Origin of the sequence: Vibrio splendidus, from assembly GCF_001557875.1 — a bacterium.
GTDB lineage: Bacteria > Pseudomonadota > Gammaproteobacteria > Enterobacterales > Vibrionaceae > Vibrio > Vibrio splendidus_F.
On record NZ_LNRF01000001.1, the window covers coordinates 899092 to 923166 of the forward strand.

The 24075-nt window shown below is 42.6% G+C and carries 13 protein-coding genes and 1 pseudogene; 8 read left to right on the forward strand and 6 right to left on the reverse strand.

Annotated features, from left to right (window positions below; genetic code table 11):
- The first annotated feature begins 26 nt into the window (after positions 1-26).
- Positions 27-4949: an ATP-binding protein gene (locus tag ATB74_RS03825; RefSeq protein ID WP_432215314.1), complete on the forward strand. Its 4923-nt coding sequence runs from the start codon at positions 27-29 to the stop codon at positions 4947-4949.
- Between the two features lie 93 nt (positions 4950-5042).
- Here ATB74_RS03825 and ATB74_RS03830 read toward each other — a convergent pair whose 3' ends face one another.
- Complete coding sequence (locus ATB74_RS03830) at positions 5043-5933, reverse strand: LysR family transcriptional regulator (RefSeq protein ID WP_060980427.1); 891 nt, start codon at positions 5931-5933, stop codon at positions 5043-5045.
- Positions 5934-6208: 275 nt separating this feature from the next.
- Between ATB74_RS03830 and ATB74_RS03835 the strand changes: the two genes are divergently transcribed.
- Complete coding sequence (locus ATB74_RS03835; protein ID WP_061016677.1) at positions 6209-7384, forward strand: MFS transporter; 1176 nt, start codon at positions 6209-6211, stop codon at positions 7382-7384.
- Between the two features lie 226 nt (positions 7385-7610).
- Here ATB74_RS03835 and ATB74_RS03840 read toward each other — a convergent pair whose 3' ends face one another.
- Positions 7611-10367: an immune inhibitor A domain-containing protein gene (locus ATB74_RS03840; protein WP_061016679.1), complete on the reverse strand. Its 2757-nt coding sequence runs from the start codon at positions 10365-10367 to the stop codon at positions 7611-7613.
- Between the two features lie 47 nt (positions 10368-10414).
- A complete protein-coding gene (locus tag ATB74_RS03845; RefSeq protein WP_060981119.1) occupies positions 10415-10786 on the reverse strand; it encodes a hypothetical protein in 372 nt (123 codons plus the stop codon).
- A gap of 408 nt (positions 10787-11194) precedes the next feature.
- Here ATB74_RS03845 and ATB74_RS03850 point away from each other — a divergent pair.
- From ATB74_RS03850 to ATB74_RS03860, 3 genes and pseudogenes are all read left to right on the forward strand, one after another.
- A pseudogene (locus ATB74_RS03850) lies at positions 11195-11599 on the forward strand (Lrp/AsnC family transcriptional regulator); the annotation flags it as partial.
- 166 nt (positions 11600-11765) lie between these two features.
- Complete coding sequence (locus tag ATB74_RS03855) at positions 11766-13328, forward strand: methyl-accepting chemotaxis protein (protein WP_061016681.1); 1563 nt, start codon at positions 11766-11768, stop codon at positions 13326-13328.
- A 274-nt stretch (positions 13329-13602) separates the two neighbouring features.
- Entirely contained in the window at positions 13603-14151 is a 549-nt protein-coding gene (locus tag ATB74_RS03860; protein WP_244270900.1) for an outer membrane protein, read from the forward strand.
- A gap of 106 nt (positions 14152-14257) precedes the next feature.
- Here the strand turns inward: ATB74_RS03860 and tkt are convergent, their stop codons facing one another.
- Both tkt and tal read right to left on the reverse strand, forming a co-directional pair.
- Positions 14258-16249, reverse strand: a complete 1992-nt coding sequence (gene tkt, locus ATB74_RS03865; RefSeq protein ID WP_061016683.1) for a transketolase — start codon at positions 16247-16249, stop codon at positions 14258-14260.
- 87 nt (positions 16250-16336) lie between these two features.
- Positions 16337-17287, reverse strand: coding sequence for a transaldolase (gene tal, locus ATB74_RS03870; RefSeq protein ID WP_046209277.1), 951 nt, complete (start codon positions 17285-17287; stop codon positions 16337-16339).
- A 459-nt stretch (positions 17288-17746) separates the two neighbouring features.
- On the opposite strand from tal, the gene ATB74_RS03875 reads away from it, so the two are divergent.
- From ATB74_RS03875 to ATB74_RS03885, 3 genes are all read left to right on the forward strand, one after another.
- Positions 17747-18739, forward strand: a complete 993-nt coding sequence (locus ATB74_RS03875) for a sugar-binding transcriptional regulator (RefSeq protein WP_061016685.1) — start codon at positions 17747-17749, stop codon at positions 18737-18739.
- 253 nt (positions 18740-18992) lie between these two features.
- Positions 18993-22010 (forward strand): M6 family metalloprotease domain-containing protein, encoded by a 3018-nt coding sequence (locus tag ATB74_RS03880; protein WP_061016687.1) that lies wholly within the window; start codon positions 18993-18995, stop codon positions 22008-22010.
- A 567-nt stretch (positions 22011-22577) separates the two neighbouring features.
- Positions 22578-23462, forward strand: coding sequence for a LysR family transcriptional regulator (locus ATB74_RS03885; protein WP_060980422.1), 885 nt, complete (start codon positions 22578-22580; stop codon positions 23460-23462).
- Here the strand turns inward: ATB74_RS03885 and ATB74_RS03890 are convergent, their stop codons facing one another.
- Entirely contained in the window at positions 23463-23921 is a 459-nt protein-coding gene (locus tag ATB74_RS03890) for an A24 family peptidase (protein ID WP_060980421.1), read from the reverse strand.
- Positions 23922-24075: the final 154 nt, after the last annotated feature.

The window sequence follows — 24075 nt, forward strand, 5'->3', positions numbered from 1 at the left end:
TACTTAATCGTTTTGTCCTTCCTTTTATGATTGTGTTTTTGGCGTGGCCACTAAGTCTTCGCACTACGTTGGCCGCTGAAGTTACTGAAGAGCAGTTAAATCAGTGGTTAGACAACAAGCCAACCGTAACCTTTATTGGCCTTACCGACCATTACCCATATTCCTTTATTGATGATGATGGAAAGGTGTCTGGGATCATTAAAGATTGGGCATTAGATCTTGAAAACAGATTTGGTGTTCATGCTCGTTTTATCAGTGTGGGCTCGCGTGTTGAGGCGAAAGAAGCCTTGTTAGATGGGCGCGGCGATATCTTCCCATTTCAACAGTTTGATCCCAGTGAGGGGGGGCGGTTTCTTGCGAGTGAGCCGTATATTCCTTATCAGGTAGCCGTGATTGTCCCTATCGACAACAAGATTGATACTAACTTGGATCAAAATCATAAACGCCGTATTGCCATGGTTAATCAAAACATTGATTTGGAGCGTGCAGGAGTGAGGTTGAGCTCTATCGAAAGAGTCGATTTTGAGAATGTTATCGATGCGGTACGAGCCTTAGGGGAAGGTGAGGTCGAAGGTATTGTCGGTGAGCCTATCACCATCATGGATCTTGCAAAAAAAATTGGTGTTCATGATTTAGCGGTCAATTATGTTCTGGACCATTGGAAAAGGGTAGAAGCATCAATGGTGATTCGAACCGATGAACCAGAACTGCTGACGCTAATCAACAAACAGATTGAAACCTTCGACGTTGATAGCAAGAACCAGATTTTATCAAAGTGGCTAGACAGTTCGCCCTATCGAGTGCCGCTAAAAGGCGTGTTTGGCTTTGGTAACCCTCCGTATATGTACCCAGACAGCACCGCAGTCGGGCTAGAACACGACATTCTTCAGCGTGCACTTAATGATATGGGATACAAGTTAGGTGACGTTGTCACCCTTCCTCCTAGCGCCGCTAGAAAGGCCATCGATAACAATAATTCTATAGCCTTTGTTTCTGGTGTTCAGTTTGATGATCCTAATGCGCACTTTTTAAGTGATAACGTTCTTAATGTTGAGTTTGTTCCGGTTTCATTGACTCGCCGCAAACTTAACCTCCAATCCCAAAAAGAGTTGTCATTGGGGGCGCTACTGTTTGACGAGACCTCCCCAATTAAAAACTCTGTTGAAGTATTGAAGGGCAAGTTAGACATCGATCGTGTCGAAGACTACGAAGGTCTTGAATCGGCATTCTCACAGCTTAGGGCTCAAAATGTTGACCTGTTAATGGTTGAACGCAGAGTACTGGAATGGTTTATCACCAATACTCGTTTTATCGAAATGGCAGAGCTAACGTTACATGACGATTATAAGATTGAGTATCCGATCTATGTTGACTTTAAGAGTGAAGAAATCAGAGATAGTTTCAATGCCGCGATTAAAAGGCTTAAGCAGGCGGATGACGGCTTAAACCAAATTATCGAGATACAGGTTCAGAGTAATTTAAGCCAAGTCCTTAAAAAAGCCAATATTATCGCGCAAATATCTGCGTATTTTATCGTCAATGACCGCTTTGAAGAGTTGACAGAAGTGTTTGAAATTTTCGACACGGACAGTTCTTTTCAGGTGATCACCGCACAAGCGGATAACAATAGTCGTCCGATCAAATCTTGGTACATAGGCAACCTAGTTGATGAATATGGAGAGAAGAAAAATACCTCTCACTTTTCATCAGTCACCAAGGTGGCGAATTATAGAACCAAGGGAGGGAGTACCAACTCTGGTTCGATGACTTTTTACTTTGATGTTAATTCGTTAGAGCGGAACCATGTATATTTTCCAGCCGTCGAGCAATTCAGTTCATTCGGTGATGCTGCGAAACGCTACATTGCCGATGTCTACCAAACCAATAATCTGACTGGAGAGATCTTAAACCTTAGCCAAAAAGAGAGGGCGTGGATTAAAGATAATCCGGATGTGCGTATAGGTATCGATCCGAATTCGTTACCTTATGAGGCGGTATCCAATACAGGTGAATACATCGGGATGATAGATGATTACCTAACGCTGATTGAACAAAAAACAGGGCTAAGTATTCATCATGTCGACGTGGCGAATTGGTCTGAGACCCGGAGCTTGGTTGATCATCATGAAGTGGAACTGGTCTCTGCAGCTCAAGAGAATCGTTCGTTAGGAGATAACGTCAAAGCAGCTAAAAGCTTGTTTTCAAGTCGTTTGGCCATTGCATCGAGAAGAGACGTTAGTAGCTTGGTACTTGAAGAAGCTGATGGTTGGAAAATCGGTATATTGAAGAATGCGGCAAATACTAACGCGATTTTAGATAAGTACCCGAACGTTGACTGGGTGGAGGTAGAATCCACGGCAGATGGGCTCAACAGATTGGATGATAAAACCTTAGATGGCATGATCGATACTGTCGACGTCCTCAACTATCTCATTGACTCATTTGGTCACCGAGAGATTGGAATTATCGGACGACTTGATTTTTTCCTCTCACCAACTTTACATGTCACCAAGTCTCAACCTTTGCTTTTTACTATTGTAAATAAAGCGATTGAGGGTATTTCTGCTGAAGACCATCAGAAAATCTCCGCAAAGTGGGCGGCACCAAAGGCAATAGAAAGAGTTGATTACGAATTGGTTTACACCATCTCCGCCTTTTCTTTTGTCATTGTATTGCTTATTGTTTTCTGGAATCGAAAGCTCGCTAAGCAGATCAGCATCGCCAATGATGCAACAGAGGCGCTTAAGAAAGCTCAGGAGCAGCTTTACAATATGTTGAACAGCTCTCCAATTGCCGCTGCTGTTGTACTTGAGGAGAAGGCTCGTTATGCGAACGACACCGCGAAGCGCTTATTTGGAGTTGAAGACCGAGAACTGACTTCTATCGATGTGGCTTCTATTCACGACTCTTTAGATGTTCGTGACAAAATCCATAATGAGCTTAGCCTCAATGGCAAGGTTGAAAATAGAGAGTTGGTACTTAGGAAGTCTGATGGAACCCGATTTGTTGCTTTGGTCAGTTACTATCTTTTTGAGATTGATGGTGAAGTCGCTACACTATTTTGGGCTTTTGATATCTCTGAAATGAAGCGCCTAAACGAGCAATTGGAAGAAGAGAAACAAAGAGCCGACTTGGCTAGTCAAGCGAAGTCTGAATTCTTAGCTAATATGAGCCATGAGATAAGAACCCCAATGAACGCCATTATTGGTTTGTCTTATCTGGCGATTGGCGAAATATCTAATCCTGTCGCTCGAAATTATATTGAGAAAGTGCACCGTTCTGGCCATTCGTTGCTCGGTATCATCAATGACATCCTTGATTTTTCAAAGATAGAAGCTGGGCAACTTGTTATTGATAACGTCCCGTTTGATCCCGTGACGACCTTTAAAGATGTGATTGAGTTGATGGAGTCGAAAGCGGCTGAGAAGCAACTCAATTTGTCGATGGTCATAGACCCAGAGTTAGACACACCATTACAAGGCGATCCATTAAGGTTGTTTCAAGTCATACTCAACCTTGTGGGCAACGCGATTAAGTTTACGGAAAAAGGCAACGTAGCGTTAACTGTGGAGCATGTTGACTCGAACGATAACAGCCTAACCATGAAGGTGAGTGTGATGGATACCGGGATAGGCATCTCGGATGAGAACCGTCACAAGCTGTTTGAAGCATTTAGCCAAGCGGATAGCACAACTACGCGTCGGTTCGGCGGCACAGGATTAGGACTCAACATTAGCCAGAAATTAGTGCATGCGATGGGCAGTCAAATTACGGTGGAGAGTGTTTACGGGCAAGGCAGTGAGTTCTCCTTTGTGCTGACATTGCCACGCTCAAGCTCGGGTGCGTTAGCCGACTTCAAAGCCCAAGAGCTGCAACCGGATTATCAGATAGAGTTCAAAGGCCAAAGAGTGCTATTGGTTGAAGACAATGAGTTGAACCAAGATCTAGCCTTAGCATTTTTCAGTCGTTCTAAATTAAATGCCGATCTTGCTGAAAACGGAAAGGAAGCGCTAGAGTTAGCTAAAAACAACGATTACGAAATAATCTTCATGGATCTTCAAATGCCAATTATGGACGGCTTTGAAGCTACCCGTTTGATTCGTGAATTCGATACAGATGTACCGATTATTGCAATGTCGGCCAATGTGTTTGCTGATGCGAAACAAAAAGCAAGGGAAGCAGGTGTAACGGACTTTTTAGATAAGCCGATTATTATTGATAAAGCAACTTCGTTGATCTGCCAATACATAGTGCCAGAGGTGTTGATTGAAGGCCAAATGTCACCGGAGCCATCTTCGAACTCGATACAGACCAATGACCCTAATCGCTCAAAACTGATATCGGATGTTCCAACGGTTCTGCCCGTTTTCTCGCAGCCAAGGTTTGAGCAACTGACTTATCATGATGTGAAACTGCAAGCCAAAATGCTTGATAGGTTCTGCCAAGGATCGCTAGACATGATGTCGGATGCTTTTGATAACTTAGTACAAGGCGAATGGGAGACGTTAGAGCGTAATCTACATACCTTAAAAAGCATGGCAGCTTCGATTGGTGGATTGCGATTGGCAGAGTTACTCAGCGATTTAGAACACAAGGCTCATAACAAGGCGTGTGATGAAGAGGATCTTAAACAAGGTGAACTTGGTCTAATTGAGCTTATTAAAGAGGTCGAGAGCAGCTTTGATGAGTCTGGTGCCAAAGGAGCCAATACGACAAGTACTGATGAAGCCGATGCGAGTATTTGTGATACCTCTGACTCACCGAGCATCACGTCAGAACAGCATGCTCAGTTGCTATCACTGCTGGATGCTTATGATAACGATGCAAGTCAGTATGTGACTGAGTTACTGGCACAGTATCCACATTCTGCTGTTCTCAAAGATGTTCGAAGTGCGTTAGATAATTATGACTTTGAACAAGCCAAAGAGGGGCTAGGCGCTTCTGAGTAGCTGTTTTTATAAATATCACTTCAATATTAAAGCCTTTAGCTCCTACTGCGAAATAACGAACGAGCTAAAGGCTTTAAATCTATCTATATCGAACTAACCACTCACGTTCTGTTTGATTAGCTCAACAACCGTATCGTATCGGTGCGGCAGTTTTCGGTTTCGTTTTTGAACCAAATACAGCGTTTCCTCAACTTCTACCTTTGGCGGCACAACATGTAGTTTGTCTCTATCTGGGAAGTGTTCAACCGCGCCAGCCGGTAACACGGTAAAACCTAACCCTTTTGATACGGGTAGCAAGATCTGGTGAAGCTGATTGATGTAGCCAGATCTTGGTATCTCATTAACGTTGATGTTCGCTAAGTCTTTATCTCCGCAAAGGTCGAAATACAAAGACAGATAGTGTGCAGAATCTGGGTGCGCAATCAGGCCAATGTCATGAAGTACTTGCGGCGTTATCTCTAAATCAGCAAGGCTGTGGTGAACAATTAGACACAGTGCTTCTTTGCCGATGACTTGGCTTTGGTAGTAGCTGTCGTTCGGGGAATGCCTAACAATGCCGATATCGGTAGTGCCTTCGATTAGGTCATTCAATATCTTTTTGTTTGGCGCCGCTTCTAAGTTAATGCAGAGCTCTTGGTGTTGCTGTTGAAGTTCAAGAAGCTTGGGATACAGACGCAAAGAGAGTGAACCAGAGCAAGACAGGTGACATTGCCCAGCATAAGGATTATCAAAACTCAGAGATTCAAAAAGATCTTCTTGGTCTTTCTCTAGCTTGAGCGCATAGCGATACATAATCCGACCCTGCTCGGTCAGCTCGAAGCTCTTATTTTCTCGAGAGAGCAGGTCACAATTACAAGCTTGTTCAAGTTTCTTGATGTGTTGGCTGACTCCAGGTTGTGTCATGTACAACTTTTCAGCCGTTTGGGTGAAATGTCCAACTTCAACCAGAGTCTTAAACGTATTGAGCCAAAGTGGATTAATCATACTCACCTTCAAATGCTAAAGCCTATAAATAACAAGACTTATAAGTAATAAAGTCTCTAAGTAACAAAGCTTATAAATAACAGAAAATTATTATTATCTTAAGTAATGATAATTTCAACTCTAGCGTCTCAAGTAACGCTAATCAAAGTCATATGTTGGTAACTATTTATATTGGTCTATTGGCCGCTTTGTAGAGTTCCTATGAGTAACAAAGTGTTGCGACTTTGTTGAATTTTTGGTCTATTGACCAACTGTGCTCATATTTAGGAACGAAGATGAATAGAAATGTTTGGCTGCTTTCACTGTGTCAGGCCTTGTTGATGACGGGTAACATATTACTGATCTCTGTGATTGGTTTGATCGGTAAGCAGATTGCGCCCAGTGTCAGCATGATTACCTTGCCGGTTGCACTGCAGTTTTTGGGTTTAATGGCAGCCACTATTCCTGCGTCTTTAATTTCAGGCAAGTTAGGGAGAAAGCGAGGATTTAGCATTGGTAATGTGGTTGGCATTACAGGAGCTAGTCTTGCCACCTACGCACTGTCTCAGCAAAATTTCTATCTGTTTTGTTTCGCCACTTTCCTTCTTGGGATAGGCATAGGTTTTGGCACGCTTTATCGTTTTGCTGCAATCGAGGTGTGTGATGAAAATGCCCGTCATCGAGCGATATCTATCTCTATGGCTGGTGGCGTTTTAGCCGCAGTTCTCGGGCCTAACTTAGCGATCATGTCGCAACAATGGTCGCAAGATGGCTTGTACATTGGTGCTTTTGCTTCATTGATTGGATTGAACATTCTTGCGTTACTCATCTTACAAACCATTCAATTCCCAAAAGTCTCCTTTAATAGTCAGGCGCCTAAATCCGATCCTCTCAGTGTGATAGTGAAAGCGCCTAACTTTATTGGTGCCGTGTTTGCTGCCATGGTCGCTTATGCGGTGATGAATATCCTGATGACAGCAACGCCATTGGCAATGATTGGTTGTGGCTTTGACTTTACCAAAGCGGCGGGCGTGATTGAGTGGCACGTATTGGGGATGTTTGTTCCTGCATTCTTTACTGGCTCACTTATCGAGAAGTTTGGCTCACGAATGATGATTTTGGCGGGTGGTGTGCTGTTCGTTGTCTGTATCGTGATTAACATTCATGGCGAATCTATTTGGCACTTCAGAGCGGCCTTGGTCGTGCTCGGTGTCGGTTGGAACTTCATGTTTATCGCGGCAACGGGCTTGTTTAGTCAGTCTTATCAATCGCAGAACAAAGCCAAGGCACAAGCGTTTAATGAGTTTGTTGTCTTTGGGTGTGTGACGATTACCGCGATGCTCTCTGGCTGGTTAGAATCGACCGCAGGGTGGCAGAACCTCAATCTCTATGTATTACCATTCGTATTAGCAGTTATCTTGCTGTTTGCATTCAGTGCTCGTAAATCGCGTATTCAAAAACAACCGGTTTAAGGACCAATTGAATCGCTGAAAATTGAACGTAATGCTACGGTAATCTCTTTACAGTGCTAATGATGCTATCTAAGCACTGACCAATAAAGAGCCCTACCAATAAGGTAGGGCTTTTGCTTACGGCTTAAATAATAACGTTTTCTTAAAACTGCTGTCGTGGCTTATATCCTGTGACAACAGTACTTAAGCTTGTGTTGTAAATACGCATGACAGAGCCTGCGATGATTTACAGGTCGACCATAACCGTTTTAGTCGTAATCCCGCCTTGGTCATCGATTATCTTCAAGGTCACCTCGTGTTTCCCATATGAAGGGAAGATAGAAGTGAATGTGCGACCTCGTTTTACTTTTCCATTTGGAAGCGTCCACTCAGTATCAACAATACGACCGTCACTGTCTGAACTTGTAGACCACATGGTTACCCAGCGCCCCAAGTGAATGTACTTCGCGCTCGCTTCTGGAAGGGCGTTTGGAGATTCAACACTCACTACGGAGCTAAATGAATCGGTAGCGCCTTTGTCGTCGACAACAGTCAAGTTCACCGTGTATTCACCAGCCTGCTCATAAGACCAAGTTGGTGCCACTTCGTTACTTGTTGTGCCGTTATCGAAGTCCCATAGGTAACTGATGATCTCACCGTCTTGGTCTGAGCTGAAGTTACGTGCAGAAACATTCAGGTCAGTAACATTAAGCTCGAAGTTCGCAGTAGGAGCGACGTTGTGTTGGCTTACTTTAGATAAGCGAACCACACCGTATTCGTTGTTGTCACTCTGATTCACAATATCGACCGCTAAACCAAACTCCGTCAGGATGCGTCCTGAATCTGGTGCTTGAGGTGATGTGTAATCTTGGTCATCTGAGAAGCTAGCATTGCCAACCAAGCTGGTATCTTCGAGCACATCATTATCGCTGTTTACAAGACGCATCGGAGTATGGTCTTTCAATGAGAACGCGGCATCACGAACTTGGTAACGTGTCTGAGCTACTTTTCCTGAGTTTTGCCAAACCATGGCATTTTGGTCTGCGTCGACCACACCCAGCCAACCTTCACCTGGGTGTTTGCCTACCCAGTTATCCGTCAGCGACTCGTCTACGTACCAAATGATCAACCCCGGATCGAATGAGATGAGTTGACCCATGCGCTTAATGTTCGCTAAGCCTTCATCAACATCCATGTGGCTGCGCCATTGCAGTAGATAGTAGTGCTGCGCTTGATGGAATCCATTACTTAGCTTGTATCCATTTAAGGCAAACGTAGAGTGACTTTCAGCATCGTCTATGGGAGTCACTTCACCATCGACAACCACAGCAAGGTTATCCAAGTAGAAGCCTTCCATCGCCAAGCCGCCATCAGTGATGTATTCAAACGACAGTTCAACTTCTTGGCCTGCCCACTGAGAAACGTCAAACTCAGCGTCAACCCATCCGCCAGATTCGCCGCCAATAGCAGGTACTAGGCCAGTGTTGTATGGGTCGTCCATTGAGGTAATGTTGCCTACAATGGATTGTCCGTTGATTAGCACTCGAGCAAAGTCGTAGTCTTTTTCAATCTCATACCAAGCTTTGAAGGAAAGCAGAGCAGAATCACCCGCAGGGATCACCAACTTACGAGTCATACTGTTTTTCAGATCATCGCCTTTTTGAGAGTGGAATGAATACTCGCCCTCAAAGGGCTTCAGGCTTTCAATCTGCTTTTCAGGAAGATCGACCTTAATCATGTTCGGACGGCTGTTATCCGTTGTTTGGAACAAGGTGTAAATTTGTGGGTTATCTTCTAGGTCATCAATCGAGATCTGATCATCGTTAACCCAACGGCCGCCAATCGATTTCTGTAGGAAGAGTTTTGCCCAAGAGCTGAATGCCGTTGGTTGTGTGCCACCAATTTGACCAGCCCAACTACCCGAAGACATGATTGACCAGTAAGAGACAGGCTCACCCTTGCCTGTGTATTGCGTGTCGTACTCGTCTGGTAAGCCTAAATCATGTCCATACTCGTGGGCACAAACACCGGCAGCCGCATCAATTGGTTGAATGGTGTAATCGAACGCCGCGTATTGGCCACCAAATCGATCTGGAAGCGAGCTAGAGGTGCCTTCAAGTACATGAGTGCGACCAAGGTTGAATCGGTGAGACCAAATCGCATCAGGACCTAATACGCCACCACCGGCTTCTTCGCCTACCGATGCATGAAATACCATCAAGTGATCAATCACACCATCGGGTTCACGGAAGTTTCCGTCACCGTCGTAATCGTAACGATCTTCAATATCGTAATCAGCGAGGTTGATATTAGGATCTTGAGCTAACTGATTGAGGGCTTCACGAACGAGCTCTTGAGCATTTAGGTCGTTATCCGTAGTCAAGGAGTTACCACCGTAGAAAGCTGCTGGCTTAGAAGCTCGATACCAACCTGCCGCTTGACCTGCAACGCTGTAACTGTCACCTGATTCGCTTTGGTAATATTGGCGCATCGAGATTAGGTTCTCGCCGTTGGGCCCTGTGTAGCCAGAATTAGAGAACAACAGCTCTTGATAATGCTCTGGGTTGTAGCTCTCGTAGAGCATTTGTGTGTGCTCTTCGGTCAACTTGTTGTCATCCCAGTTCAAATCAGGGAAATCGACCAATAGAGCAAGCACTTTGTCTGTACGCTTGGTGCCGACTTCTAAAGCAAAGACACTCGCTTTTTTAACACCAGCCCCTTTTTCTATGGCTTTGAGTATTTTTGCGCGTTGCTCAAGTGCTTTTTTACCGAATTGAGCATCGCCTTTAAAACCGGAATTGATTTTATTTTTCAAGTAACGGTCAAGCGCATCATGCTTTGCCACATCGGTTGCATCTTGGTCAATTAAGCCTTGTCTAACTAGCATTTCAATGAGTTTGTCTTCATTAACTACGCCTAAATCAATAGGTGTTTTTGCATAACCACTAACGCTAAATAGAGTAAGCATTGCTGAAGCCAACAATGTTTTTTTCATCATTTTCATTATATTTCCTTTTTATATTTCCATGTCGATATCAGTATCAACTTGCCTTATTCGGATCTGTTGTCCGAGTTTGGCCTAATACACTCTTGTGGTGTCTTATTTAACTGACGTGTGTTTGTTGTATGTTTTTTACCTTCTATCTCTTTTGTATTGGTTGTCTCTTTTCTATTTTTTGAATCAAACGGAGTGCTCTTCACTTTTTTAGCGTTGAGATAGATACGCAAAGCTTCTTGATTTTCCTCATAGGTTAAGCCTGAACAAATAACACCTTGTTTAATCAATGACTTAAGCAATAGTTCGTCGTTCTCAATAGTGGAAGCCTGTGACAGTGAGGAAAACATTAGAACCATTAAAATCGTTGTTTTTCCGAGTGTTTTTGTAAGAATCTCGGTTGTAAGAGGCGTTGTTATAAGGAGCATAGTCATAAGAGTCATCAGTTTTGATTATGTAACAAAATATATTTATAAAATTAACCAATCAAATGGATAATTATTACAATTAATTATTCGTTCCGATTTCAACATTTAGAGTTAATATAAAATAAGGAGTGTTATTTATTCTATTGTTAGTTATTTAATGAGTTTTGTTGAATGAATAGTTGATAGTTTGGATACTTAATAACATTGATTGGGAGGTGGTTATTATTCTGGAGAGCACTTTATACAAGGTGTGGGGTTCTAAATAATAAGATGAATTTTTATTATCGGCGTTTAAACATACGCATGTAATAACTGACTTATTAGTAAATACCCATGATCAAATTATTTTTACTCGAAATGTCAATAATTAGGGTGTTGAGAGTAACTTTCAGTGCTTCAATGGCGTGAAATTTAACATTAGCAGAGTTGGTCGGGTTATCACCGCCTGCTTGCTTAAAGCGAGTGAAACGGCTGAGAGAAGAGGGCGTGATAGTTGGTGATGTATCTATCATCAACCCAGAACTGACTGGCAGTAAGATGACTTTGGTTGTATCCGTGGAAATGGAGCGTGACCGAGGGGATATTTACCAAATCTTTCGCCATTCTATTTCAAAGGCAGAAGAGGTCACTCAGTGCTATCAGATATCAGGCAGCTTTGACTTCATGTTGATTGTGACGGTCAAAGACCTTCAAGCCTACGAAGACTTTGTGGAGCGAGTACTGCGTAAAGATCTGAATATTCGTAAATTCCATACCTCTGTCTCAATGAGAACCGTGAAATTTACCACTGCAGTAAACTTAGATGAGTCATGACTGTTAGCTTGAGAAGATATGTGAAGTTATTAGCTTTGTGAGGTACTTAGCTAATATTTGTATAAATAGCAGGCATTTACACAAAATGTGACGTTCACATTTTGTCATAACTTTAATAATTGTATATATTCCTCGCCTAAAATAATAATTAACCTAAGTTAATATAATGACTGTCAGCTCATCTACTCAATCTCGTGAAACGCTTCTCAGCGAAAACGAACAACTTGTCTCTACCACTGACTTAAAAGGCGTGATTACGTACAGTAATGATGCTTTTTGTCGCATAGCGGAATACAGCCAACAAGAATTGCTAGGGCAACACCACAATATCGTAAGGCATAACGATATGCCAAAAGCCGCTTTTGCTGATATGTGGGTTAACCTAAAGCAAGGTAAAGCGTGGCGTGGCATCGTAAAAAACAAAACCAAATCCGGTGGGTTTTATTGGGTCGATGCTTACGTAACTCCAATTTACGACAATGGTAAGGTGAGTGGCTACCAATCTGTTCGTGTTAAGCCAAAGAATGAATGGATACAAGTTGCAGACAAGGCTTACCAAGGCCTATTGAAGGCAGAGAAGTCGGGTCGCCAATGGTCCTTAAAGATCAGTGACAGTGTTCGTTGCGCCGTGTTGCTAGGCTCTTTGGCTGCGCCTCTGATTTCAAACCTCGTTGAAGTAGGGCAAGTGTCTCAATGGCTTCTGAGCTTATTACCTGTTTCTGCTCTGGCGCTATTGTTCCGCCAAGAGTTGATTGACACGCCTCTACAGTTGAAAAAGCTGCAATCGAAATTCGACAGTGTCAGTCGCCTTGTCTATTCGGGTAATAGTCAGTTCTCTGTTGCCGATTTTCACTTAAAGCTATTGTCTGCTCGAATTCGCACGGTACTAGGCCGTATGATCGATTCTGCGAAACCACTGCAAGACTTAGCTGATAATCTGAATGCCACGTCATATGAAGTATCTGAAGCCTTAGATCAACAAACAAAAGACATTCTTCAAGTGCGAGAGGCGACTGAAGAGGTTGAAGTCACCGCCAATGAGGTCTCTTCTCGCGCAGAAGAAGCGCACCAGATTGTTGATGTGACTTTGCAAACCTGTGCTGGCGCTAAAGAAAGCATTAATCAAACTCATCAAAACTTAGAGAGCCTAGCTTCTCAGGCTGAAAAGGCGACGCAAACGACTTACCAACTGAGCGACCAAGCACAAAGCGTCAGCAAGGTAATGGAAGAGATTGGTGGAATTGCTGAGCAAACCAACTTGTTGGCCTTGAACGCTGCAATTGAAGCGGCTAGAGCGGGTGAACAAGGACGAGGTTTTGCCGTCGTTGCCGACGAAGTACGCGCGCTATCCGGTCGAACGTCAAAGGCTACGGTTCAGATCAAAGAGAGTATTGATACCATGCTGGCAACGATTGAAGGCTGGCAAAAAGATATCCTTGCAAACAGAGAGCAAACAGATGCGTGTGGTGATGTTGCGAAGGTGAGTGCAGAGCGCTTGTCTGAAGTCGAAAACCTAATGCAATCCATGAACGAATTGATGCAGTCTGTTGAAAACTCAGCTCACAAGCAACGTACTCTTTCGAGTGAAGTTAACCTTCACATGCAATCTATCGCATCGACCGCAGAACAAAACTTGGTTGCCACACATTCTGTTAAAGATCATTCAACAGAGCTAAAAGAGCAAGTCAATGAGTTCTATCAGTTGGCTAAACGTTTTGAAGAAAAATAGATGCCGCAGATAATCTGAATCAGACTTAGCAGAAAGCCTTGTATAATATGCAGGGCTTTTTCATAGGTGAAAAGTGGCGGTTAGAAAAGCTTTGAAACAAAAATAAAACATTGTTCAATTGTGATTAAGTTACACTTCCCATATTCCAATTAAAAGGCAGAGCATCAGCATGCGCCCCCTTATTGTTACCACCATTTGCTTAAGTTTTATTAGTGCTCCTTGTATAGCCTCAAAAGGATCGAATTACCTTTATACGGGGTATCAGAATACGAGGGTGAGTGACGATGGCTTTCAAGATTACTTTGATGGTGCCTATAATAACTCAGGAAGTAAGCAACTTTACGGTGGCTATTTCGGTGGAAACTATGCATTAAACGATGCGTTCTTCTTAGGTTTTGATTCGTCCGCGACGACACGCTCCTCAACGACATTGTCTGACCTATCTATTCACTTGGGTCTGTACCACTCTGTCAGCCAACAAGTTGAATTGTATGTCTCTGGTGGTGTGAATTGGGTCAGACCGGAGAGACGCTCTTCGTGTCGTAATGACACCATTTGGGATCCGTGTGATCGAGAGACCATTAAAAATTACGATGAGGGTTTTATTGGTGAGGCGGGGGCGGTCGTTTCACTCAATGATCGTTGGTCACTGCAACCTTTTTATCGCTATTCAGATACCCATCAACATGGTCTAAATAACTTCGGGATTGTGAGTTCGGTTGATATTCTTTCTTGGCTCGCTGTCGATGCTGGATATGACCATACTTATAGCAAAAACCTAAAGCAGAATACGATTCGAGTGGGTGCGCGATTTAGCTTCTAGTTTTTTAGGCTTTAGTCTTCAACAGACAAAAGAAAAAGCCCCGCATTTTCATGCGGGGCTTTCTGTATGTATCAACCCATTTAAGGGCGAGACATTGTATTCAAGATTAAGCTAGAAGCTCTTTCGCTGTGTTTACTACGTTTTCAGTAGTGAAACCAAACATCTTGAATAGTTCACCTGCTGGTGCAGATTCACCAAACGTTGTCATACCGATGATCTTGCCGCCGAAGCCAACGTATTTGTACCAGAAGTCAGCAATACCAGCTTCTACAGCGATACGTGCAGTTACGTCAGATGGAAGTACAGACTCACGGTATTCAGCGTCTTGCTTGTCGAATGCGTCAGTTGCAGGCATAGAAACTACGCGTACTTTCTTACCTTCAGCTGTTAATTCAGCAGCAGCGTTAACCGCTAGTTCAACTTCAGAACCTGTTGCGATAAGGATAAGCTCTGGCTTGCCTTCACAATCTTTCAGGATGTAACCACCCTTAGCGATGTTAGCAACTTGCTCAGCGTCACGATCTTGTTGTGCAAGGTTTTGACGAGAGAAGATAAGTGCAGAAGGACCATCTTTACGCTCGATTGCCAGTTTCCAAGCCACTGCAGATTCAACTTGGTCACATGGGCGCCATGTGCTCATGTTTGGAGTTAGACGTAGAGAAGCGATCTGTTCAACTGGTTGGTGGGTAGGACCATCTTCGCCAAGACCGATAGAGTCATGCGTGTAAACTTGGATGTTCTGAGTTTTCATCAGAGCAGCCATACGCATAGCGTTACGAGCGTATTCCATGAACATTAGGAACGTTGCGCCGTATGGTACGAAACCACCGTGCAGGGCGATACCGTTCATGATAGCTGTCATACCGAATTCACGTACACCGTAGTGGATGTAGTTACCTGAGAAGTCGTTTGCTTCAAGAGACTTAGAACCAGACCACATAGTTAGGTTAGAAGGCGCAAGGTCAGCAGAGCCGCCCATGAATTCAGGTAGCATAGCACCGAACGCTTCTAGTGCATTTTGAGATGCTTTACGTGATGCGATGTTTGCTGGGTTAGCTTGAAGATCAGCGATGATTGCCGATGCTTTCTCTTCCCATTCTGCAGGAAGATCACCGTTTACGCGGCGTTTGAATTCAGCTGCCAGCTCAGGGTATGCTGCTTCATAAGCTGCAAGTTTCTCGTTCCACGCTGCTTCCTTAGCTGCGCCTGTTTCTTTCGCATCCCACTCTGAGTAAACTTCCGACGGAATTTCAAAAGGACCGTGCTCCCAACCTAATTCTTTACGTGTTGCTGCAATTTCTTCAGCGCCTAGTGGTGCACCGTGACAGTCGTGCGTACCTGCTTTGTTTGGAGAACCAAAGCCAATTACTGTTTTAGTACAGATTAGAGTAGGGCGAGGATCTGCTTTAGCCGCTTCAATTGCTGCGTTGATAGCGTCAGAGTCGTGACCATCTACTGCGGGAATTACGTGCCAGCCGTAAGCTTCAAAACGCTTAGGTGTATCGTCAGAGAACCAACCTTCAACTTCACCATCGATAGAGATACCGTTGTCATCCCAGAAAGCAACCAGCTTACCAAGACCTAGCGTACCTGCTAGAGAACATGCTTCGTGAGAAATACCTTCCATCAGACAGCCATCACCCATGAATGCATAAGTGTAGTGGTCTACGATGTCGTGGCCTTCTTTGTTGAACTGTGCAGCTAGCGCTTTCTCTGCCATAGCCATACCAACAGCGTTAGTGATGCCTTGACCTAGAGGACCAGTCGTTGTTTCGATGCCTGGTGCGTAACCGTACTCTGGGTGACCTGGAGTCTTAGAGTGCAGTTGACGGAAGTTTTTAAGATCTTCAATTGAAAGCTCGTAACCTGCTAGGTGAAGCAGAGAGTAAATCAGCATTGAGCCGTGGCCGTTAGACAGGATAAAACGGTCGCGGTCGGCCCACTCTGGGTTTGCTGGGTTATGGTTTAGGTGAGAGCGCCAAAGTACTTCAGCGATGTCTGCCATACCCATAGGTGCGCCTGGGTGACCAGAGTTTGCTTGTTGTACGCCGTCCATGCTTAGAGCACGAATAGCGTTAGCTAGATGTTTGCGATTCATAAGAACTTCCGAATAAAAATTAAGAAAAACAAAATTGATAAAAGTAGGGGAACTGAACGTTCCCCTATTTGAATTTGGTAAGAGTGATTACAGCTTAGCTGCGATCATGTCTTCTAGTTTGCCTTGGTCAACGGCGAAGTTGCGGATGCCTTCAGCCAGTTTCTCAACAGCCATTGCATCTTGGTTGTGGTCCCATAGGAACTCAGCGTGAGTCATCGCTGCTGGACGCTCTTTAGTACCGTTAGAGTCGATAAGCTTCTCTACTACTTCGCCTTCTGCTGCTTCTAGGTCTGCTAGAAGTTGAGGAGCGATAGTTAGACGGTCACAACCAGCAAGTTCAAGGATCTCGCCGATGTTACGGAAGCTCGCACCCATAACAACAGTTTTGTAGCCGTGGTCTTTGTAGTAGTTGTAGATATCAGAAACTGAGATTACGCCTGGATCTTCTGAAGCTTCGAAATCACGACCTTCTTTCGCTTTGTACCAGTCCATGATGCGACCTACGAAAGGAGAGATTAGGAATACACCAGCTTCAGCACAAGCACGAGCTTGAGCGAAAGAGAATAGAAGCGTTAGGTTACAGTTGATGCCTTCTTTCTCTAGGATTTCAGCAGCACGAATGCCTTCCCAAGTAGAAGCCAGTTTGATAAGGATGCGGTCGTTAGTGATGCCAGCGTCGTTGTACATTTTGATAAGTTGACGAGCTTTAGCAACGCTGCCTTCCATGTCGTAAGAAAGACGAGCATCTACTTCAGTAGAGATACGGCCAGGTACAACTTTCAGGATTTCTTTACCGATGTTCACGTTAAGCATGTCGCAAGTATCTTGAACTTGCTGTGCTTTGTCATCGCTTTGCGCTTTTGCGTATTCGATAGAAGCATCGATTAGAGGAGCGTACTCAGCAATTTGAGCAGCTTTAAGAATTAGAGATGGGTTAGTTGTTGCATCTTCAGGCGTGTACTTGCTGATAGCTTCGATATCGCCAGTGTCAGCTACAACAGTTGTTAGTTTACGAAGTTGCTCTAATTTATTGCTCATTTTGATCATCCTATGTATCGCATAACACCTCGTTAATGGGAGAGGTGTGGGCATTTGCAAGCTAACTAATGAAGTTCTCAATGGTTGTACCAGTGAGCCAAACTTACATTAATTTAAATTTTTCTCCGAACGAACATTTGCACAGAACATTTGATCGCTCGATGAGTAAATGATGTAGCCATATTTATCCGATCTAGCATCAAAGTCAACGGTAAATAGTGCGGTATGGTGACTTCAGTCAAATATATTTCGCTCTAGTAATCATGGGCTATGCAAGCAAACGTTTAACGAACAAAGTAAGGCGAATTAATCAACAATAAAATCAAGGTTACCATGCTGAACAAATGTACCTTGCTGTTACATATGTTCAGGGTGTAAACTTGTGCATCATTTGCTTAGGCGTCGAACATTTGATCTCAAAGTAGGTAAATTAATTGTTAAATATAGGTTGCGTGGTATATGAGTAAGAATATCCAAGATGTTTCCGAAGAAAACACTGATCTCCTCACTGAAGTGGCGGTTGCTTATTATCAGGATGGCGCGACACAAGAAGAGATCTCCAAAAAGTTCTCTATATCCCGTGCAAAGGTTGGTCGAATGCTCAAGCAAGCCCGAGATGAGGGCATAGTTGAGATCACCGTGAAATACCACCCCGTCTTTAGCGCGAAGATCGAGCAACGTTTGATCGAACGATTTGGTGTGAAGCGAGCACTTGTGGCACTAGATCAACCAAATGAAGAGAAGCAGAGACTCCAAGTAGCCGGTTTAGTGTCTAATTATCTTACCAGTACACTGAAAAACGGGATGGTGGTGACGGTTGGCCAAGGTCGAAACGTATCGTCTGTTGCTCATCACACTGGCGTAATTACTCCGCGTGACTGTAAATTCGTATGCGGTATCGGCGGCATACACCCAAGAGGCGGCATGTTTAACGCCGACCATATATGTAGACAACTAGCGAAAAAGTACGGTGGCTCCTCTGAAACTTTGTATGCTCCTGCTTATGCTGAAAACAAAGCACAAAAAACCGCGTTCATGGAAAACAGTACTGTAAAGCAAACACTCGATCTAGCTCGTAAAGCGGATGTAGCCTTAGTGGGTATCGGTGATATGAGTGAGAACAGCTATATGGTCGACTTAGGTTGGTTTACCGCGGGTGAGGTCGTACAGTCTCGCTTACTACAAGGTGTCGTTGGTGACTTTGCTGGCTATGACTTTTTCGACGTACACGGTAAAGCGGCAAATACGGTAATGAGTGACCGTGTGATCGGATTAGGCTTGGAAGAGTTTCGCCCAATAGCGGAAGTTATTGCTATCGCAGCAGAGAACAGTAAGCCATTAGCTCTATTAGGAGCTCTAAGAACCGGCGTGGTTGATGTTATAGCAACCAGTGTGAGCAATGCTTTGACGGTTTTAAACTTAGATGAGCAGATGACATTAATTGATAAATAAACTATTTATGGTTTTCTTCCTTTTTAATGCGCTTTTATTCTGATTAAAAATGGGTGGGTTATTCAGCCTTCCCATTTAATTATATTATTTATACTGTCATAAATTAAATTTATATCAGATTAGGTATAATTATTATTTATAGGTTTAGTTAGAAACTTAATTGGTTTACATAAATCCCCATTGATAAAGTCGCGTTGCATTTAACGCATCAATTATCTCTTATTGAGAAAGAATTATTAATGGGATTATCCTAATGAGGACAAAACTAATTTGTACCTTCATAACAGCGTTATTAGCTGTTAGTACAGTACAAGCAAGCACTTTACCTGCACCAATTTGGCATACAATAACTTTTGTTGACGGCAGTTCTAAAGAACTGCGGTTAATGGGCTCTCAGCATATGTTTTGGTATCAAGACCAAGCAGGTAGCCTCTATATCCAAGACTCTGACAGTCAGTGGTATTTTGCTAGATATGAAAAGAATGAAGAAGAGCAAGGCAGAATAGTTTCCACCGGAGTTCTAGCTTCGAGTGAGACAGATGTACCTTCTGAATCTAATGTTAGGCATATAAAAATAGAGCCAACATATTTCAATGAACTAATCCAATCACCCGCGGCTAACAACAAGAGGTTTAATTATATAAGGAACCAAAGTTCGCATGAAAGCCGAGCTTTAAATAATAAAATTATAGAGCAGCCATTATTAGTGGTACAGGTTGGCTTTTCAAACGAAAAAGTGGACCATGACTTTCAGTCGACGATATTTGGAACCAATCAACAAAGCGTCCAAGATTACTTTCTAAAAAATAGCTACGGTAACTATAAAGTTGTTCCAGCGAAAGAGAGTGAAGGAACAAAGAATGACGGTGTCATTAATGTCACTCTAGATATTGAACATCCAAACTGCCACTCCAAATCAGAGCGTAATTGCCAAACTAAACTCAATAATGTGTTTGAAAAAGCGTATGAAGCCTTAGACGTGGATTTCAATCTTGCTCAATACGACTCGAACAATGACGACAGCATCTCGCCTCAAGAACTCTCTGTTATGTTCGTCTTTGCGGGTAATGATAAATCTAGCGGTACACGAAAGACCCCAACGATTTGGCCTCATAAGTACGCTCACAGTACCGTCGAGATTGATGGAAAGCGAATCAGCGCTTATTGCTTGTTTGCTGATTATCAAGACGACCATCAGTCAACGATGGGAGTAATTGCGCACGAACTTGGGCATTTAATGTTGGGTTTGCCGGATCTTTACTCTTATAAACATGACGGCTCAATTGGACATTGGGGGTTGATGGGAGGCGGAAGCTGGGCAAGAAAGCCTAGCGACGAGTACGCAGGTCAGACTCCAGTAAACATGCTGGCATGGAGTAAAGAGGCGTCAGGTTTTTTTAAGCCAACCGTTCTTTCAGAGAATGGCCAGATCCAAATTGACACTATTAAGGGGGAAAGTGTGATTCACCTTGACCCATACTTAAAGCAGTTTGGGCCTCGAGCTTATATAGAGAACCGACGTAAAATCGATTATGACCAAGCACTTCGTGGCGAAGGCTTGCTCATTACGGCGGTAAATATAGATAACCAGTTCAATAGTGATGGGCCGATGCAGGTTCAGATATTTCAGGCTGATGGCGATGGGCAACTCGATAGTGGGTTTTCATCCGGCGACTCGGGCGATATTTTCCCCGGCAGAGAGACAGTGACGAATCTCTCTGATGACTCTGAACCATCTTTGACTCACATTACTGCAGGAAGAAGTACCGATGTAACCATCTCAAATATTAGTAGTGATGCTGATAAGGCAACATTTTCGTTAGCTATTCCCAATGCGACCACTAAGTCGTCTTGGGTTACGTCATTTGGCCGAACTTATCCACGTTATAGTACAAATACAAACGTACTTGGGTTCGCCATTGACGTTGTTGAGGGGCGTGAGGATATCGTAGGGCTGCACTTCTACGCTAAGGCGACGAGTGTTGCTATGCCGATGTTTTATCGCCTGGTTGAATACCCGTTTCAATCAAGGTTTGGTAATGCAGTGATTAATGAAGCTGCTGGCCGTCTATTGCATCGAGGTGTTGCGCAGCAAGGTGGTGGGCAGATTATTTTTGATGAGCCTGTAAAGCTTGGACTTGGATCCAAGTTACTGGTGTTAGAAATTGAAAACGGGACACCTGAATATTCAACACAGTTTTTAGACGCTTACTTGGGTGACGGACAGAGGAAAACGCAATTCTTAGGCGCAATATCTGAGTATAAAACTCGAGGTTTGAGCCGTGGCTTCGGCCAAAACTTCCCTTTTGCGGTACTTTTTGAACAACCAAGCCAATCCAAGCCTATTGTGGTAGATGACTCTGTCGTTACGGAAGAAGACAGTCCGTTTATGCTCAACTTATTGGCCAATGACCTCAATTTGCCTAGATCTCACCCGTATTCAATTGAGATAGGTCGTAAGCCAGCTAAAGGTGTTATCAGAGGTAGTACATATTTCCCCTCGAACAACCAGTTTGGACGAGATAGTTTTACTTATCGTCTTGTTGATGGTAGTGGATACCAAAGTGATTACGCGACTGTTGACGTTGAAATTAGGCCGGTTAATGATGTTCCCCAATTTAAGCTCAATAAGATTCAGGTTGGTGCTGTAGCTGGTGAGAAAGTGGTATTCGAAGTAACGACGATTACGGATGTTGATTCAGCTGAACATCAGGTCACTTGGACTCAGACAGAAGGCGCTAGATTAGCATTGAGTGGTACACAATCGAAAACATTGACTATACATGTACCAAACGGAGCGTTGGAAGGTGAAAAGTATCGATTGAGTGTTAAGGTGGCGGACCCCGTAGGTGGATATGCCGAACAGTCGGTCACTATTGATGTTCGAAGAAAGAAGGCATTGTTGTTGCAAACGAAATCTCTACAAGTCAAATATGGTGATGAAGTCCAATTGTTTCCAAATATTAATGGTGAGGTGAAAGCGTTAAATATTCTTGAAGCCCCGCGTAATGGGGTAGCTAATATAATCGATGCTCAGATTGTTTATAATGCGCCTGCAGAGCGCAGGCTGGCTTTATATGACAATATTAAATATAAGGTTTTATTGTCCGATGGTGATGAGTGGGTTGGTTCTTTTGATATAGAAGTTTTGCCTAATGTTTCCAATGAATCAGAGGTGACATTGAATCAAGGAGAATCGTCAGGAGGCAGCTCATCATTGTCTATTCTTTTTATACTTTGTTTACTCTCTAGATTACGAACGAAACGTTGAAATAAAACCATAAAATAATTATGCATATACGAAAGGGCTATAGTTATCAGCCCTTTTTTTACACCTGACTTAACCTCACTTCAGAGTAAAAACAGCATATTTTGTCGCATTTTTTGGAATCAAGTAATATTAATAGGTGTTTAGTTTCATTTGATGGCAATCTAGATCACAAATTTTAACAATCATTCTCTTGAGTGACTTTTGACCTGAAGTCTTATAAATGTCGACTTTTTGCATAAATTTCAAAGCTTTTGTAGCGCTTTAAGGTGGTGGCTGCATACGTTTTGGTTATAATTGTGTTGACTGTCATTTGTCTGGAGGAGGTGTTCTGTAAGGGGCCAGGTGGACAAATGACAAATAAAATATGTTGTTTGTAAAAGCACATCAGGACTTGTGAATCAGTTGTTGTTGCAAAAAGATATCTGTATTTATTGAGATGCATATAAACATTATTTATGACTTTATAAATAATGTTTTTTTGTATCTCAATGGCACTATTGTTACTTTTACGCTGATTTTTAATAAGAATAATTAATAAAAGAACGCAACATCGGGGTAGTTTGCACCATGAAAAACGTCAACAGGTCTATCGACGTAAAATATTTAAGAACATTTTCACACGTTGCTAAGCACAAAAGTTTTACAGCGGCTGCTGAGTCTTTATTTATGACACAGCCTGCTGTATCCCAGCACATTAAAAAGATCGAGAGTACAATAGGGGCAAGTATTTTTGACCGAAAAGAAGGATTTTTACTGACTAAACATGGAAAAGTATTACTGGATTATGCTGACCAAACCATGTCCATGTATGAAAGGTTATTTGAAGACCTAGAAAAAGTTGAACTACGAGATCAATTTAACATAGCGATCGCTGAGTCGTTTTGTTTCGATATGGTCAATCGAGTCATTAATGAATTTCGGATGCTGAACAACATCGACTTGTCCATAAACAGTTTTACTAAGTCTTCTTCGTTGGACCAGTCGCGTTATGACTTAATATTTACTATGGATAGAATTCCACAAGGAAACGGAAAATCTTATCAATTAAAAACGGTAAACTATGTGATCGCACATTCAAATTCACTTGACCCTTATGAGTGCTATCCACAGAGAGTTGTTTTCTGTAGCTCTTTGTCTAAGTCATATGTTCAAGAATTACTAAACAATTATAATATTGATTCGTCTCACGTAACGAGTTGGGTTAAAACAAGTTCATGCCAGTTACTTAAAAATGAACTCGAGACCAATGGGACGGTTTTAATCTTTCCTGAGTGGTCGGTATGTGATGAAAAGTGTAAGACAATCCCGTTACGTCAGAAAGTTAATATGTATGTCTGGTGCAGTGATGAAATTTCACAAGAACTAGAAACTTTAGGGATAAAAGATAAAATACAGCAAATCTTTCAGATTAGTGATATTTCCGAATCAGGAATAAAGCATAATATTATGTGACTAATTTGATAGTGTTGAAATTGTGCTGAAAATGAAACAACTTAAAGCAATGGGTATCCCATAAGGGATACCTTTTTTGTAGCTATTGAAACGCTTTATCTTACCGATTATATACATTATTAAAACTAACCCCCCTCCCATAAAACCTATAGAAATCAAGGTTGCAATAACTAGATCAGGTTGAATCCCAACGACCAATGCTGTCAGTAACTTAACATCGCCAGCACCGATTACCTTGAGGTACCAAAGTAAAACTCCAACAACGAAACACACAATAGAGATCGGCAGAGATGAAGCCAAATAACCGTTTAATAAGGCTACAACTAGGTTAACTACCAATGCAATTTTATTTAAGTTGTTTGGTATTTTTCTGTGTTTCCAATCAAAAATGCATACACAAGAAAATATTGAGAGATTTAGAGCGATTAAAAATGAGTAATTGATTATTTCTATATTCATAAATAAAAGGGTATCTATGATTGTGTCTTATATCAATAAAATTGTAATTAAAAATTATTATGAAGTCATAAAAATAGTTTATCTATTTCTTAAATAAGATTCTGTTATGCGATCATAATAACTATTAATTGGATGTATATTTTCCAATCCGGTA

Coding starts and splice junctions, on each gene's coding strand:
- ATB74_RS03845 (WP_060981119.1), bottom strand. CDS start 10,786: ATGCTCCTTATAACAACGCCTCTTACAACCGAGATTCTTACAAAAACA.
- ATB74_RS03835 (WP_061016677.1), top strand. CDS start 6,209: ATGAATAGAAATGTTTGGCTGCTTTCACTGTGTCAGGCCTTGTTGATG.
- ATB74_RS03825 (WP_432215314.1), top strand. CDS start 27: ATGATTGTGTTTTTGGCGTGGCCACTAAGTCTTCGCACTACGTTGGCC.
- ATB74_RS03880 (WP_061016687.1), top strand. CDS start 18,993: ATGAGGACAAAACTAATTTGTACCTTCATAACAGCGTTATTAGCTGTT.
- ATB74_RS03840 (WP_061016679.1), bottom strand. CDS start 10,367: ATGAAAATGATGAAAAAAACATTGTTGGCTTCAGCAATGCTTACTCTA.
- ATB74_RS03890 (WP_060980421.1), bottom strand. CDS start 23,921: ATGAATATAGAAATAATCAATTACTCATTTTTAATCGCTCTAAATCTC.
- ATB74_RS03855 (WP_061016681.1), top strand. CDS start 11,766: ATGACTGTCAGCTCATCTACTCAATCTCGTGAAACGCTTCTCAGCGAA.
- ATB74_RS03875 (WP_061016685.1), top strand. CDS start 17,747: ATGAGTAAGAATATCCAAGATGTTTCCGAAGAAAACACTGATCTCCTC.
- ATB74_RS03885 (WP_060980422.1), top strand. CDS start 22,578: ATGAAAAACGTCAACAGGTCTATCGACGTAAAATATTTAAGAACATTT.
- ATB74_RS03830 (WP_060980427.1), bottom strand. CDS start 5,933: ATGATTAATCCACTTTGGCTCAATACGTTTAAGACTCTGGTTGAAGTT.
- tal (WP_046209277.1), bottom strand. CDS start 17,287: ATGAGCAATAAATTAGAGCAACTTCGTAAACTAACAACTGTTGTAGCT.
- tkt (WP_061016683.1), bottom strand. CDS start 16,249: ATGAATCGCAAACATCTAGCTAACGCTATTCGTGCTCTAAGCATGGAC.